Raw genomic sequence first — 14,294 nt, 5'->3', positions numbered from 1 at the left:
GGGGAGGGACGGTCACCCGTCCCTCCCCGACGCCCACAGGCCGCCTCTGCCGACCCGCACCCGCCACCGACCGCACCGGCGCGCGCCGGGTTCGCCGAGTCAGGCGGCGCGGCCCCGCTCGTCCCCGTCGGCCGAGGTCACCCGAGCCAGCGAGCCGCTGATCTTCTGCGGATTGCGCAGCAGGTTGAGGATCGGGCACACCCGCTGCACCTCAGCGTGCAGCCGGGCCAGGTCCTCGTCGGGGGCGGGCGAGGCGACCTGCACCTCGTATCGGAAGTCGTACGGGTGGACGGGCACCTCGCTGTTGCCGGGCTCCTGGGCACGTGGGTCGTACTCGGCCTGCACGTCCACCGTGAGGGAGTCGAGCGGAATCTCCAGTTCCGCCGCCTTGATCAGGAAGATGTGCGTCACGCAGCTGCCGAGCACGCCGGCCTGCAGCTCCGGGGAGCCGGGCCCGAGGTCGTAGCCGGCGAAGTCCGGACCGCTGTCGCTGATGACCTGGAAGTCACGGATCCGGATGCGCCGTACGCCGCTGCGTCCCTCGGCGGTGACCCGGGCGCGCAACGGAACGGGGCCGCGGTCCGGGGCGGCACGGCGCGCGGTCAGTGCCGCCCGCTTCTGGGACAGGTATTCACGAAGGTTACTCACAGCATCGCTCTCTTCTGGTTCTTACCGGGTCGGCCGCTCAGCGCAGGGTCACCGAGCCGCGCGGGGTGTCGAGTACCGCCTCCAGCGCGGTCGCCGGTCCGGCGGTCACGTCGAGTTCGACGCCGAGCGCGGCGAGGTCGCGGCGGACCACCGACGGGTCCGGGTGCGTCGCGGTGAACGAGGCGAGCCGCACCTGCGGCAAGCCTGAGCGCGCGGGATGTTCCGTGCCGCCCCAGTCGATGAGGAACGGCACCAGCCCGCCCGCCGCGCGTTCCTCCCGTCGGGTCAGTCGCCAGGACAGCAGCACCCCGTCGGGTCGACGGCGGGACAACGGCCGGATCTCGCCCGGGTCGTACCCGCGTTCGCGGGCGAGGCCGACCGTCTTCTCGATGTCGTCGGGGTGCACCGCCCAGGTGGCGAGGCGAGGCTCGGTCAGGGCGTCCAGGCCGAAGGCGCTCGGGCGGACGGCGGGATCGGCCTCCGGATCCGGACCGATGATCTCGAGGTACGAGGTCGGGCCGAACCCGACGAGGTAGTTGGCGGTGCCGCCAGGGTGCCGGCCCCCGGGAACGGGGGTGACGCCGGTGCGCGCCGCGAAGTCGGCGACACCGGCGGCGAGGTCGGGCACCGCGTGGACAAGGTGGTCGAGTCGGGGTTCGGTCATGTCACTGCCACTTTCTAGGAGGACTGGCGGCTGGCGGTGCTCACGCGGCCGGTGGTGGAGTCGGCTCCCCGAGGGAGAGCATGAGTCGGTTGGCCCAGTTGAAGAAGGCGGCCGCATGCAGCAGGTCGCTGATCGCCAGGTCGTCGAGACCGACCGCGCGCAGCGCGTGGATGTGCTCGGCGGTCAGCGCGGCCGGCGTGGCCGTGAGGGCCACCGCGGCGTCGACGATGGCCCGCCAGCGCTCGTCCTGGGGTGCGTCGACCCCCTCGTCGAGCAGCCGCTGCACGTCGTCGGGGCGCTTGGAGTGGTGCGAGGCGAACCGGGCATGGACGGAGGCGCAGAAGACGCAGCCGTTGCGGCGCGAGGTTGCCGCCGCCGCGAGTTCCCGCTCCGCCCGCGGTAGGCCCCCGTCCGGGTTGTAGAAGATGTCCTTGTCGGTCTTCGTCCGCGCGCGCAGGGTCTCCGGGTCCCGGGCGAGCAGCAGGAAGTAGGGAGAGTTGGCGCGCGCCTTGTCGACGAGCGCCTCACAGTGGACGTCGGTGAGTTCCGCCTCGCTCAGCGGTGCGAGCCAGGGCTCCCAGCCGAGCTGGTCCTGGGTGAAGGCGAGCGGCCGCGCGGCGGCGGGACGGTCGAGCACGGTGTCGGTCACGACGGGGATCCCTTTCTGGGCGGCACGGCCAGGAGGCGGAGGCTCGTGACGAGGCGCACCTGGAAGCTGAGGAAGGCGACGAGCTGCGACAGGGTCACCACGTCGGTGGTGCTCCAGCCGGCGTCGAGGAGGGCCTGCAACGCCTCGCGGCTCGACTCGCGTGGACGGAACACCAGGAGGTGGGCGTGTTCCAGGGCGGCGGCGAGCCGCGTTCCCAGCTCGTCGCGGTCGTTCGTCCGGTACGCCGGCCCCGCCACGCTCTCCGCGGCAAGCGGACCGGGTGCCGGGTAGGCGCCGTAGGGGCCGGTGGTCCTGCCGGCCTCGGCCTCCTTCGCGATCAGCGCGGCCAGCTGCGGTGCGTGCTCGGCCAGCCGGGCGGCGTAGAAGTCGGCGGTCGCGGCGTCCCGGTGCAGTGCGGTCACGAACGCGGCGACGGCGAGCCGCTCGGCCGTGGTGACCTCCCCGGCAGGGCGCGGCGAGAAGAGCGCCTCGTAGCTCGCCTGTGCGTTCCTCCTGGCCTCCGGTCGCCGGTGGCGGATCTGGTCGAGGCGGGAGGCGGGCTCGATGCCGACCAGGTGGTCGATGACGTCGGCGATGGATGTGCTCATGCGCTGCTCAGTTCGGTTGACGGGTCGGCGGTGGGGTGCGGCGCCCAGCCGAGCGCGGGCGCGACCTCGGTCGCGAGCAGCTCGATCGAGCGGAGGACGAACGGATGCGGGGGGTCGACCGAGTGCACCTGGAAGACCAGGTCGGTCGAGCGCTGGAGGATCGGGTCGGCCTTCAGGCTGGCGATGACGTCGTCCGGCGTTCCGACGTGCACGTCGAACGCGGCGATGAGCTGGGCGAGGCCCCCGTCGGGCACGGGGTGGCCCTTCTCCCTGAACTGCCGGGCGGCGCGACCGAGCCCCGCCTCGGCGAAGCGCAGCGCCTCGGCGCGGCTGTCGGCGACGAACGCCGTACGTGACGCCATGATCCGCGGCGGCACGCCCTCCGGCAGGTTGTCGTGGTAGGCGTCCACGATGGGACGCTGGATCTCCGCCAGCGTGGCGTGCGGGGCGTCCTCGGTGCGCGGCTGGGTACGCGAGAGCATCAGTCCGTTGCCGGCCTTCCCGGCGCGGACTCCCCCGCTCACCGAGAAGGTCGCCTCCCAGATGGCGTCGAGCAGGCGCGGCGCCGCCGGGTAGAGGTGGTTGCCGTCGTCGCCGAGGGCGCGGCCCGACCAGGCGTCGACCAGCACCGCGAGATGCTGGGCGTAGATGGCCGAGCGGTTCGCGCTGTCCTGACCGAACGCGCTGAACGACGAGGGGGTGCCGCCGTTGCCGACGCCGACTTCGAGTCGGCCGCCGCTGAGCAGGTCGAGCACCGCGGCGTCCTCGGCGACGCGAACCGGGTTCTCCAGCGGCAACGTGATGATGCCGGTGCCGAGGCGGATCCGACTGGTCCGCGCGGCGACGTGCCCGAGGAACACCAGCGGTGCCGGCAGCCCGCCCTCGGCCGCGTGGAAGTGGTGCTGGGCCACCCAGGCGGAGTCGAACCCGTACGCCTCGGCGTGCCGGATCTGCTCGGCGGCCAGCCGGTAGCGCGCCTCCGCCGGCCCGTCGTCGAGCAGCCGGGTGAAGAACCCGAGTCGCGGACGGCTCATGCCGCCAGCTCCGCGACGGCGCCGGGTACGGCGGCGAGCAACTCGCGGGTGTATTCGTGCTGCGGCGTCTCGAATACCTGCCGCGTGGTTCCGGTCTCCACGATGCGTCCCTTTCTCATGACCGACACGGTGTCGGAGATCTGCCGCACCACCGAGAGGTCGTGCGAGATGAACAGGTAGGTGAGCCCGAGTTCGCGCTGCAGCCCGTCGAACAGGTCGAGGATCTGCGCCTGCACGGTCACGTCGAGCGCGGAGACCGCTTCGTCGAGCACGAGCACCTCCGGGTCCACGGCCAGCGCGCGGGCGATCGCGACGCGCTGGCGCTGACCGCCGGAGAGCTCACGCGGCTTGCGGTCGAGCACCGTCTGCGGCAGGGCCACCCGGTCGACCAGGTCCCGCACCCGCTTGCCACGGCCGGCCCGGTCACCGAGCCGGAAGTTGCGCAGCGGTTCGGCCACGATGTCGCCGACGGACTGCCGGGGATCGAGCGAGCCGGCCGGGTTCTGGTAGACCAGTTGCACCCGGCGGCGCAGCTGGCGCAGTTCCTCGCCACGCAGCCGGGCCACGTCGGTGCCGCCGATCGTCACGGAACCGGAGGTCGGCGCGGCGAAGCGGACGACCATCCGCGCGGTCGTCGTCTTGCCGGACCCCGACTCGCCGACGAGGGCATGGGTCGTCCCCCGCCGTACGTCGAACGAGACCCCGTCGACCGCCCGGAACGGCTTGCGCCCGACCCGGAACTCCTTGACCAGGTCGCGGGCGACGATCGCGGGCGGCTGCCCGACGGCGGAGCTTCCGCTGCGCGCCGGAGGGAGGACGTCGCGGAACTGTCGTGGCGCCAGCGACGGGGCGTCCCGCAGCAGTCGCCGGGTGTACTCGGCTTCCGGTCGGGCCAGCACCGCCGCTGTCGCCCCCTGCTCCTCGACCCGCCCGTCGCGCATCACGACGAGCCGGTTCGACCGGGCGGCGGCGACGCCGAGGTCGTGGGTCACGAGGATCACGGCGGTGCCGAACTCCGTACGGAGGTCGTCGATGAGGTCGAGGATGCGCCGCTGCACGGTGACGTCGAGCGCGCTCGTCGGCTCGTCGGCGATGACGAGCTGTGGTTCGAGGGCGATCGCGCTGGCGATGAGGACGCGCTGACGCATCCCGCCGGAGAGTTCGTGCGGATACTGCCGGGCGCGCAGCTCGGGGTCGGCCAGGCCGACCCGGTCGAGCAGTTCGATCACGCGGCGCGAGATGGTGCGTCGGTCGCCACGCTTGTGGATGCGCAGCGTCTCGCCGATCTGCGCGCCGATCGTCATGACCGGGTTCAGCGAACTCGTCGGGTCCTGCGGGATCAGGCCGATCTGCGCGCCGCGCACCGCCTCCAGACGCTTCGACGACCAGCCGGCGACATCCGTGCCGTCGAGCAGGATCTGGCCGGAGTCGACAGACCCGTTCGCGGGCAGCAGGCCGATGATCGCGTGTGCCGTGGTCGACTTGCCGGAACCGGATTCACCGACGACCGCGACGACCTCGCCGCGGTCGACGGCGAACGAGATGCCGCCGACCGCGGGGTGGACGTGGTCGCGGGTCCGGTAGGAGACGGTCAGGTCGCGTACCTCGAGCAGGCTCATCCGTCCTCCCTGCTGATCGAGCGGCTGATGCGGCTGGCGGCGAGCACGACGAGGACCACGACCACCCCCGGCAGGGTGGTCAGCCACCACGAGGTGGCCAGGTAGTTGCGTCCTTCCGAGATGAGCAGCCCCCACTCGGGAGTGGGCGGCTTCGCGCCGTAGCCGAGGAAGCTGAACGTGGAGATGGCCAGGATCGCGGCGCCGAACTGCACCGCGGCGAGCGCCACGACGGGGCCGAGCGAGTTGGGCAGCACGTGCCGCCGGAGCACCGTGGTGAACCGGCCTCCGCTGCCGAACGCGGCCTCCACGTAGTCGGCGCGCCGGACCCGTACCACCTCTGATCTTGCCAGCCGGGCGAAGGCCGCCACCGAGCCGATGCCGACGGCGATCGCCACGTTGATGGTGCCGGGGCCGAGCAGGATGATGGCCGTCAGCGCCAGCAGCAGTCCCGGGACGGCCAGGAGCACGTCGACCACCCGCATCACCAGCTCGTCGAGCAGGCCGCCGACCGATCCGGCGAGCAGCCCGAGCAGTGTGCCCAGCACGAGCCCGACCGCCACGGCGACGAACGCGCCGGACAGCGAGCGGGCGGAGCCGTGCACGACGCGGGCGAAGAGGTCCCGGCCCAGGGCGTCCGTGCCGAAGAAATGCTCGGCGCTCGGTGCCTGGAGCTTCTGCACCGGTACGCCGTTGATCGGGTCGTGGCCGGTGAACAGGCCCGGCGCGACCGCCCACAGCACGACGACGGCGATCGCGAGCCAGGCGAGCACGAGCGCGACGGGTGGCCGCCGCAGCGGCAGCCGGGCCGGGGCCGGCCGCGCGGGCCGGAGAACGTCGATACCGGATTGGGCGGTCATCAGAGTTGCGGCGTGGAAACCCGGCCGTTCAGGGCCGGGAGGAAACGCCGCTGCCTCCCCTCAATGATCGTGTAACACAGTAGACTGATAGCTTGTGAAATGTGGGCGGGGTGGTGAAGCGGGCGTACAAGTACCGCTTCTATCCCACCGGTGAGCAGGCCGAACAACTCCACCGCACTTTCGGGTGCGTGCGTCTGGTCTACAACAAAGCCCTTGAGATGCGGACCCGCGCATACGCCACGGAACGCCGCTCGATCGGCTACGCCGAATCGTCGGCGGCCCTGACCGAATGGAAACGCACAGAGGAGTTGGCGTTCCTCAACGAGGTGTCCAGCGTTCCGCTGCAACAAGCGTTGCGGCATCTGCACGCCGCCTACACGGCGTTCTTCGCCAAACGCGCCCGATACCCCCGTTTCAAGTCGAAGAGGAAGTCCCGGGCCAGCGCCGAGTACACCCGGTCGGCGTTCCGCTGGCGGGACGGGCAACTGACTCTGGCGAAGATGGACGCCCCGCTGGACGTTGTGTGGTCGCGTCCGCTGCCCGAGGGCGCCATACCGTCCACCGTCACCGTGTCCCGAGACGCGGCCGGCCGCTGGTTCGTGTCCCTGCTTGTCGAGGACCCGACCGTCCGGCCGCTTCCACCGGTGGATACGGCGGTTGGCGTCGACGCGGGCCTGACCAGCCTGGTGACCTTGTCCACCGGGGAGAAGGTCACCAACCCCCGTCACGAGCGGGCCGACCGGCGGAAACTCGCCAGGGCCCAGCGGGACCTGGCCCGCAAGGAGAAAGGCTCGGCCAACCGGGCCAAAGCCCGACTCAAGGTCGCCAGGATTCACGCCCGGATCGCCGACCGGCGCCGGGACCACCTGCACAAACTGTCGACTCGACTCGTCCGCGAGAACCAAACGGTCGTGATCGAAGACCTGACGGTGCGCAACCTGCTGCGCAACCACCGGCTCGCCCGCGCCATCTCCGACGCGGCCTGGTCGCAACTGCGGGCCATGCTGGAGTACAAGGCCGCCTGGTACGGGCGCACCCTGGTGACGGTGGACCGCTGGTTCCCGTCGTCCAAGCTGTGCTCGGACTGCGGGCGACTGACCGAATCCCTGCCGTTGAACATCCGTACGTGGGAATGCCCGTGTGGCGCGATCCATGACCGGGACGTCAACGCAGCGAGAAACCTCCTGGCCGCCGGGCTGGCGGACAGGTAAAACGCCTGTGGAGCTGATGTAAGACCTCAACGGAGTCCCTCCGGGCGGGCAGTCGGCGACGAAGCAGGAAACCCCACGGGCGACCAGGGGGAATCCCGGCCCTTCAGGGCCGGGCGGATGTCAAGCGGTGACACCGACCTTCGTCGTCAGTCGCGGGTCGAGGACGGGACAGAGCAGATCGACCACGAGGTTGACCAGCACGAACACGGCTGCGGCGAGCACCACGATGGCCAGCATCACCGGCGTGTCCTGGGCGGTGACCGCCTGCTCGGTCAGCCGGCCGATGCCGTTGCGGCCGAAGACCGTCTCGGTCACGACCGACCCCGCGATGAGCTCGCCGAAGGTCACCCCGGCGATCGTCAGCGTGGGTAGCAGCGCGTTGCGGGCGACGTGCCGCCAGAGGATCCAGCGGCGCGAGGCGCCCTTGGCGGCCACCACCGCGACGAACGGCTGCGCGTAGACCCGGTCGAGGCTGCGGGCCAGGACCTGCGCCAGCGGCGCCGAGATCGGTACGGCGAGAGTCAGCACGGGCAGGACGAGCTGCTCGAACCGGGTGCCGCCGATGACGGGCACCAGTCCGAGCTGGAACGAGAACACCTGGATCAGCACGATGCCCAGCCAGAAGGTGGGGACCGAGATGAACAGCGACGGCACCGCCAGCAGCGCACCCCGGATCCAGGCGAACCGGCTGTAGCTCGACACGAAGGCGATGGTCACGGCGATCAGCACGGCGACTCCGAAGCCGAGGCCGGCGAGCTCGGCGGTCGCCGGCAGGCCCTCGGCCAGTCGCTCGATCACCGGCGTGCCGGTGTCGATCGAATAGCCGAAGTCACCCCGCAGGAAGCCCAGCAGCGTGTGGACGTACCGGACGATGCCCGGCTCGTCGCCGCCGTACAGCTGGCGGATCTCCGCGATCTGCTCGGGCGAGAGCCCGAGCTCCGGGTTCTGGAACTTGATCAGAATGGAGTCGCCCGGCAGCAGTTGCAGCAGCACGAAACCGGCGGTGAAGGCGGCCCACAGCACGAGTACGGCCTGCCCGACACGGAGCGCGAGATACCTGGTCATGAGCCGCCGCCCGCCTACCTGTCCTTCTTGGACAGCCACACGTCGTAGAAGCTGGGGCGTGCGACCGCCTCGAAGCCGACGCCGTGCACGTACGGCGCGGCGCCGTACACCTGCGGCTCCTCGAACAGCGGGATCGCGTAGCCCTGCTCGATCACGTACCGCTGGATCTCGACAACCTTCGCGTTGCGCGCGTTCTCGTCGACGAGCGCGGACTGCTCCTCCAGCAGGCGATCGAGCTTCGGGTCGTTGGAGAGCAGCACGTCCCGGTTCTTGGTGTGGAAGTGGCTCTTGATCACGTCCTGGTCCGCCCGTCCCACCATCGAGTGCGTGATGGCGGTCCGCTCGGCGTTCTTGATGTCCACGGCCTGGGTGCCGGAGTCCGCGGGGCGGACGTCGAGCCGCACACCGATCCTGGTCCACTGCTGGGCGACCAGTTCGAGGGTCTGCTTCGACAGCGGCTGCGGGCCGGAGACGAAGACGCTCAGTTCGAGCTTGCGGCCACCCTTCTCCCGGATGCCGTCGCCGCCGCGTACCCAGCCGGCCTGGTCGAGCAGGGCGTTGGCCCGGTCGGGGTCATAGGCGAGTTGCGCGGACAGGTCGGTGTACCCCTCTGCCAGGTGGCTGAGCACCGAGGTCGCCACCGGGTAGCTGCCGGTGAAGAGGGTTTCGACGACCTCCTTGGCGTTGGTGCCCGCCTGCAGCGCCTTACGGACGTTGATGTCCTGCAGGATGCTGTTCGCCGGTCGCAGGTAGAGCCCGTTGTTGACGCCGCGGGTCGGCTCGGCGTAGATGCGGTGGCCGGCGGAGGTCACGGTCGCCTCGTCGTACGCCTGCACGTAGCGCACGTAGTCGGCCTGCCCCGAGGTCAACGCGCCGACCCGGACGCTGTCCTCCGGAGTCACGATGACCTTGATCCGGTCGAGGTAGGCGCGCCCCTGGTGGGCGAAGGACGGCGGGGCCCAGTTGTAGTCCTCGCGGGCCACCAGTTCGATCTCCTTGTCGACGACCTGGTTCGCGACGGTGAACGGGCCGGACCCGACGACGTTCTTGAGCTGGCACTGCTCCTCGTACGGCAGCGAGATGGTCTTCTTGGACACGAGGCCCGCCCCGATCACCGACGTGCCCTGCAGGAAGCCGGGCGACGGCTTGTCGAAGTGGAACTTCACCGTGTCCTTGTCGACGACCTCGCTGCGTTCGTAGTTGTTGACGAACTCGGCCACCGGGAGCTTCAGGCCCTTGTTGCCGAGGCCGTACACGTCGTAGTTCGCCGCCACGGTCTCCGCGTCGAGCGGGCTGCCGTCGCTGAAGGTCACCCCGTCGCGCAGGTGGAAGGTGTACTCGGTCGCGTCGGCGTTGACCTCCCAGGACTTGGCGACCCAGGGCTCGACCTTGAGTGTCTTCGGGTCCTGCCAGGTGAGTTTGTCGGTGAGCTGGTTGAGCACCCCGCCGTTCGGGTAGAAGCCCGCGGCCGGCAGGTAGAGGCAGCTCGGCGGCTGGTGCTCGAGGTAGACGAGCGTGCCGCCGTAGACGGGGTCGCCGGCGTCCTGCCCGGCAGCGGGCGAGCCGCCGCCCGAGCAGGAGGCGAGCAACCCGGCCACGGCGAGGGCGGCAGCCCCCGCCAGCGCGGTGGACCGGAACCTGGATCGTGACATGCGTGATGGCCTTTCGTACCGGCAAGGAACTTGCGTGGAGGGGGCGACGGGATTCAGGCGCAGGGCGACGTGCTCGTGCCGGAGCTGCCCTGCGTCCGGATGTCAGGGCCGCCGGGCCAGGCCGGCAAGAGGTGGAAGGTGACAGCGGCCGGATGCGCCGCGACGAGCGCTCGTGCGGGAGCAGCTACGCGCCGCCGCGGAAGCGCCGTCCTCGCCTACTCGGTCAGCGCGGACAGAGCGCGCTGCAGGTGCGCTGGTGATCGACGTAGCGCCGCACGACCAGGGAAGTGACGATGCGCTTCCCGGTCGGCGAGTGGCTGCTACGGATCATGGCTGGGAAGTTATCCCATCGGTTTGGTAGGTAACAAACCCCTGCTCGCATCGTGGGATGCGCCGGAATCCCAGGTGGCCGCGGTGTAACGGTCTGTCGCGAATTCCGCTACCGCCGTGAAGGCGCGCCCGCCTACGCTCGCACCGTGGCCAGGATTCGCAAGCGGAGGATTCGCGTCGACGGCCTCGATTACCGATGGATGGTCAGTCACGTCGACCCCGGTCACGTCGTGGTCAGGGTCTGGCACATCGCAACCAGGGGCAGTCAACTGGAGGTCCAGGTGGCCTTCGACGACCCGTGGCTCAACTTCGGGCCGATCATCACCGCACCTGCGGACCGCGTGGCCGAGGTGTTCGCCCTGGCCCCGGTCACGCCACGGTTGGTCGCGGAACTGATCCAGGCGGCACTCGCCGCAGGCTGGCCGGTTCACGGTGACGGCGGGCCGCTGCGCTTCACGCTTACTCGGGACCGTGAGCGGCTGGAGCCTGCGTCCGGGCGACTACCCACCTGACAGGCACGTGACGCGACCACGCGGAACGCGGCATGACCGGTCAGGCAGGTGCCCGGTGGCCACCTGCCCGACAACCGCGACGGGGCACAGCACCGTTCGGTCGGAGATTCGAGCCAGTTCGAATCACTTGGCCGGCGGGTGCGACAGATGTTGACTGTGCCGGTCCTGCACCGCCCCCGACATCGGCGTACGCGGCCACGTCGCCACCCGCCGAGGTGCCGCGGGCTGTCAGGTGACCGTTCCCGCCGCTCGCCGCGGTGTGGCACCGAGAGAACGGAGGCACCTTTGACCACCTCACGATCGCGAATCCTGGCGATGCTCGCCGCGCTCGTCCTCATCACGACCGGCAGTACGTTTCTCGCCAGCCCGCCGGCGCAGGCCGCGACCGGCACCTGTTCGGGTTCCAGGGTCGGCGGCTTCGACCTGTACGGAGACGTAGCCATCAACGGCTCGACGAAGTACGGATACGTCGAGGTCTACTACAGCGGCGGCTACAACTGCGCCCGGACCGTGTCGAGTGCCAACACCTGGGGCGTCAGCAAGGTCATGTCGGTCGAGCTGTGGGTCTGTTCATCCGGCACCAGCAACTGCCGGTTGCTGTCGGCGGACGACCGGGACCACGGCACCTACAGGTACTACGCCGGACCGGTGACCGCCTACGCCAGCGGTAAGTGCATCTGGGTCATCGGGAACATCTACTATCCCCCGACGGACTCCAACGCCGGGAACAACAAGGTGGGTTGGTGCGGCTGATGTCCACGTGGCGACGCTCGGTGTTGGTTCACGTCGTGGCCGCGGTTGTCGCGGCGGGCGCCCCGGTTGTCGGCCCGGCGCCGGCCAGCGCCTCCACCACACGGTACGGCGAGCAGTGCGGATCCACCTACTACGAACTCGACGACAAGGTGCTGCTCACCAGCGGTGGGCAGGCCTTCGGACACGTCTACCTGATGTACAGCGCGCAGACCAAGATGAACTGCGTCGTCGCGGAGAAGTCCAGCTTCGTCGGCACCGCGACCTGGATGAACGCCAAGGTGGAGACGAGGAGCGGGCGGGTGGCCCAGGACCCGGGCAACTACCGCTACTACGCCGGGCCCGTATATCTCTACGCGCCGGGCGAGTGCGTCCGCTACTCCGGCGTCGCGTACAGCGGGCCGAACAAGACCGGCACGCTCAGCTCGTACACGTCCGGCTTCGGCTGGTGTGGCTGACGATCCGGGGAATCATCGGGGGGCAGGGACTCGTCGATCATCGGGCTGGCCAGTCGGCCCGCGGCGGGATCGTGGTGTGCGTCGTGCCGGGTAGGAACCGCTGCCCCGGCACGACGGTCGCGCCGCCGGCCCGCTGGTACGCGGCCCGGTCGGTCACACCGTCACTCGGCGGGTCACGGCGAGCAGGTACTCCTTGCGGTGCAGGGGGTCGTGGTCGCTGCGTGGTCGCTCGGGCGCCGGTCCCCGTACCGGCTGGTAGTGGGAGAACCTCGACTCGAGCGTTCCCTCGCCCCGGGTCAGCGCCGGCAGCCGCCGCTCCAGGTCGTGCACCCGGGCCGCGGGCACCTCGCCCTCGACCACGTACGCCGTGCCCCGTGGCTCGGTCCGCGTCGGCACCGCCCCGTACCGGGCCAGCACCGGCAGCACGGTTCCGAGCAGGTCGGCCGGCACGTCGACCCGGAACGCGTGCACCGGCTCATGCACTCGGGTGCCGGCTCGGCGCAGCGCGTCCATCAGCACCAGCGGGGTGAGGCCCCGGAAGTCCGCGCCGGTCGAGGAGATGCTCTTGTCGAACCGCGCGTGCATCGCGCTCTGCCGGGGGCAGTAGCCGCTGTGCGTCATGGTGACCACGCAGTCCGGCACCTCCCAGCCGTGCACGCCCTGCCGCAGCGTCTCCCGCACCGTGGCCTCGACGGCGGCGAAGAACGCGTACGGCATCGCTCCCGGCTCGACGGCGAGCCGGAACGTCACCCCGGCGTCGACCGGCGCCGGCTCCACCCGCAGGCCGACGGTGGCCAGGAACGGGTGCCCGGTGGAGACGAACTCGACGGCCTCGCCGGTGCCGACCAGCCGCTCCACGCAGATCACGGTGGACGGCTCGAAGGCGACGTCGAGCCCGTACCCCTCGGCGAGGGTGGCCTGGACGACTTCCTTCTGCACCTCGCCGTAGAGCGACACCGACAGCTCCTGCCGCAGCTCGTCCACCCGCAGATTGATCAGCGGGTCCTGCTCGGCCAGCTCGGTCAGCGCCGCGTGCAGCGCGCCCCGATCGCCTGCCCGAACCGGCACCACCACCGTCTCCAGCGTGGGTGGCGGGAACCGGTGCCGGGTGCCGGCCGGCGGCGTCCCGACCGGATCGCCGATCCGGACGCCGGACAGCCCGGCGACCCGCCCGATCCGGCCCGCAAGGAGGGCGTCCACGCGCTCGCACCCGCCGTGGTCGAACACGGCGAGGCCGCTGACCCGCCCCTCGCCGCCGCCCGGCAGCCGTAGCCGGTCCCGTACGCGGAGGGTGCCGGCGACCATCCGGACGTACGCGACGCGCTCCCCCGCCGGGCCGCGTTCCACCTTGAACACGGTGCCCGAGAGGGGGGCGGTCGGGTCGGCGGCAGTCGCCGGCAGCAGCCGGGGCAGGACCGTGAGCAACTCGTCCACGCCGGCGCCGGTGACGGCCGAGCCGAAGAGCACCGGGTGGATCCGCCCCCGCCGGGTCAGCGCGACCAGCGCCCGCCGGCGGCGGGCCCGGGACACGCGCCGCCCCTCGACGTACGCGGCGAGCAGGCCGTCGTCGTGGTCGGCGAGCCGGAGCAGGTCCGGCCCCTGCGGGTACGGGACGAAGCAGGCGGCCCGGGCGCCGAGCCCCGTCACCGACCCGGTCGGCACGACGGCCGGGGTGAGCCGGTCGGCCAGTTCGGTGATCAACGCCTCGCCGCGGGCGCCGGTACGGTCGATCTTGTTGACGAACACCAGGGTGGGGATGCCGAGACGACGCAGCGTACGCATCAGCACCCGCGTCTGTGCCTGGACTCCCTCCACGGCGGAGACCACCAGCACCGCGCCGTCGAGTACGGCGAGGGCGCGTTCCACCTCGGCGATGAAGTCCGGGTGGCCCGGTGTGTCGATCAGGTTGACGGTGACGCCACCGACCTCGAACGACACGACGGCCGATCGGATGGTGATGCCGCGCCGGCGTTCCAGCTCGAGGGTGTCGGTCTGGGTGCTGCCCGCGTCGACGCTGCCGACGGTGTCGATGATCCCGGCCGCGTACAGCAGTCGTTCGGTCAGGCTCGTCTTACCGGCGTCGACATGCGCCACAATCCCCAGGTTGAGAGTCCGCTCCACGCGTCAGGTCCTTCGGGTCGATGGTCACTGCCAACTGAGCGATCCCGAAAGCTGCGCGCATGACCTCTCCCTGTCTCCCGACGTGTCCTCTCGTTCCCCGCACTACACCAGATGCC

14 protein-coding genes are annotated in these 14,294 nt (G+C 70.9%); 4 read left to right on the top strand and 10 right to left on the bottom strand.

Annotation, left to right across the window (positions count from 1 at the left end):
• Positions 1–99: 99 nt before the first annotated feature.
• Genes ACGF5G_RS22605 through ACGF5G_RS22575 form a run of 7 tightly spaced genes read right to left on the bottom strand, consistent with a single transcriptional unit; the run spans position 100 to position 6,079 of the window.
• A complete protein-coding gene (locus ACGF5G_RS22605; RefSeq protein ID WP_393265724.1) occupies positions 100–648 on the bottom strand; it encodes an OsmC family protein in 549 nt (182 codons plus the stop codon).
• A 37-nt stretch (positions 649–685) separates the two neighbouring features.
• Positions 686–1,312, bottom strand: coding sequence for a VOC family protein (locus ACGF5G_RS22600; protein WP_393265721.1), 627 nt, complete (start codon positions 1,310–1,312; stop codon positions 686–688).
• Positions 1,313–1,352: 40 nt separating this feature from the next.
• Positions 1,353–1,961, bottom strand: coding sequence for an alkylhydroperoxidase domain protein (locus ACGF5G_RS22595; RefSeq protein ID WP_393265718.1), 609 nt, complete (start codon positions 1,959–1,961; stop codon positions 1,353–1,355).
• Entirely contained in the window at positions 1,958–2,569 is a 612-nt protein-coding gene (locus tag ACGF5G_RS22590) for a CMD domain protein (RefSeq protein WP_393265716.1), read from the bottom strand. The genes ACGF5G_RS22595 and ACGF5G_RS22590 overlap by 4 nt, the downstream gene beginning before the upstream one ends.
• Positions 2,566–3,603 carry a putative FMN-dependent luciferase-like monooxygenase gene (locus tag ACGF5G_RS22585; protein ID WP_393265715.1) on the bottom strand — a complete coding sequence of 346 codons (1,038 nt, stop codon included), beginning with the start codon at positions 3,601–3,603 and terminating at the stop codon, positions 2,566–2,568. The genes ACGF5G_RS22590 and ACGF5G_RS22585 overlap by 4 nt, the downstream gene beginning before the upstream one ends.
• Complete coding sequence (locus ACGF5G_RS22580; protein ID WP_393265713.1) at positions 3,600–5,222, bottom strand: dipeptide ABC transporter ATP-binding protein; 1,623 nt, start codon at positions 5,220–5,222, stop codon at positions 3,600–3,602. The genes ACGF5G_RS22585 and ACGF5G_RS22580 overlap by 4 nt, the downstream gene beginning before the upstream one ends.
• Entirely contained in the window at positions 5,219–6,079 is an 861-nt protein-coding gene (locus ACGF5G_RS22575; RefSeq protein WP_393265711.1) for an ABC transporter permease, read from the bottom strand. The genes ACGF5G_RS22580 and ACGF5G_RS22575 overlap by 4 nt, the downstream gene beginning before the upstream one ends.
• Positions 6,080–6,180: 101 nt before the next feature.
• Here ACGF5G_RS22575 and ACGF5G_RS22570 point away from each other — a divergent pair, with 101 nt between their 5' ends.
• A complete protein-coding gene (locus ACGF5G_RS22570) occupies positions 6,181–7,290 on the top strand; it encodes an RNA-guided endonuclease InsQ/TnpB family protein (protein ID WP_393265708.1) in 1,110 nt (369 codons plus the stop codon).
• 120 nt (positions 7,291–7,410) lie between these two features.
• Here the strand turns inward: ACGF5G_RS22570 and ACGF5G_RS22565 are convergent, their stop codons facing one another.
• Together ACGF5G_RS22565 and ACGF5G_RS22560 are read right to left on the bottom strand one after the other, a co-directional pair.
• Positions 7,411–8,355, bottom strand: coding sequence for an ABC transporter permease (locus tag ACGF5G_RS22565; RefSeq protein ID WP_393265706.1), 945 nt, complete (start codon positions 8,353–8,355; stop codon positions 7,411–7,413).
• A gap of 14 nt (positions 8,356–8,369) precedes the next feature.
• Positions 8,370–10,007 (bottom strand): TIGR04028 family ABC transporter substrate-binding protein, encoded by a 1,638-nt coding sequence (locus ACGF5G_RS22560; protein ID WP_393265705.1) that lies wholly within the window; start codon positions 10,005–10,007, stop codon positions 8,370–8,372.
• Positions 10,008–10,483: 476 nt separating this feature from the next.
• Here ACGF5G_RS22560 and ACGF5G_RS22555 point away from each other — a divergent pair, with 476 nt between their 5' ends.
• From ACGF5G_RS22555 to ACGF5G_RS22545, 3 genes are all read left to right on the top strand, one after another.
• Positions 10,484–10,849 (top strand): hypothetical protein, encoded by a 366-nt coding sequence (locus ACGF5G_RS22555; RefSeq protein ID WP_393265704.1) that lies wholly within the window; start codon positions 10,484–10,486, stop codon positions 10,847–10,849.
• 285 nt (positions 10,850–11,134) lie between these two features.
• The gene (locus ACGF5G_RS22550) at positions 11,135–11,602 is read left to right on the top strand and encodes a hypothetical protein (protein WP_393265702.1); all 468 of its coding nucleotides are present in this window, start codon (positions 11,135–11,137) and stop codon (positions 11,600–11,602) included.
• Positions 11,593–12,057 carry a hypothetical protein gene (locus tag ACGF5G_RS22545; RefSeq protein ID WP_393265700.1) on the top strand — a complete coding sequence of 155 codons (465 nt, stop codon included), beginning with the start codon at positions 11,593–11,595 and terminating at the stop codon, positions 12,055–12,057. Before ACGF5G_RS22550 ends, ACGF5G_RS22545 begins: the two co-directional genes overlap by 10 nt.
• 153 nt (positions 12,058–12,210) lie before the next feature.
• Here ACGF5G_RS22545 and ACGF5G_RS22540 read toward each other — a convergent pair whose 3' ends face one another.
• Positions 12,211–14,178, bottom strand: a complete 1,968-nt coding sequence (locus tag ACGF5G_RS22540; protein WP_393265698.1) for a GTP-binding protein — start codon at positions 14,176–14,178, stop codon at positions 12,211–12,213.
• Positions 14,179–14,294: the final 116 nt, after the last annotated feature.

The sequence above is a fragment of the Micromonospora sp. NPDC047730 genome, assembly GCF_043204765.1.
Taxonomy (GTDB): Bacteria; Actinomycetota; Actinomycetes; order Mycobacteriales; family Micromonosporaceae; genus Micromonospora.
This window is presented reverse-complemented; position numbering and strand designations above follow the sequence as displayed.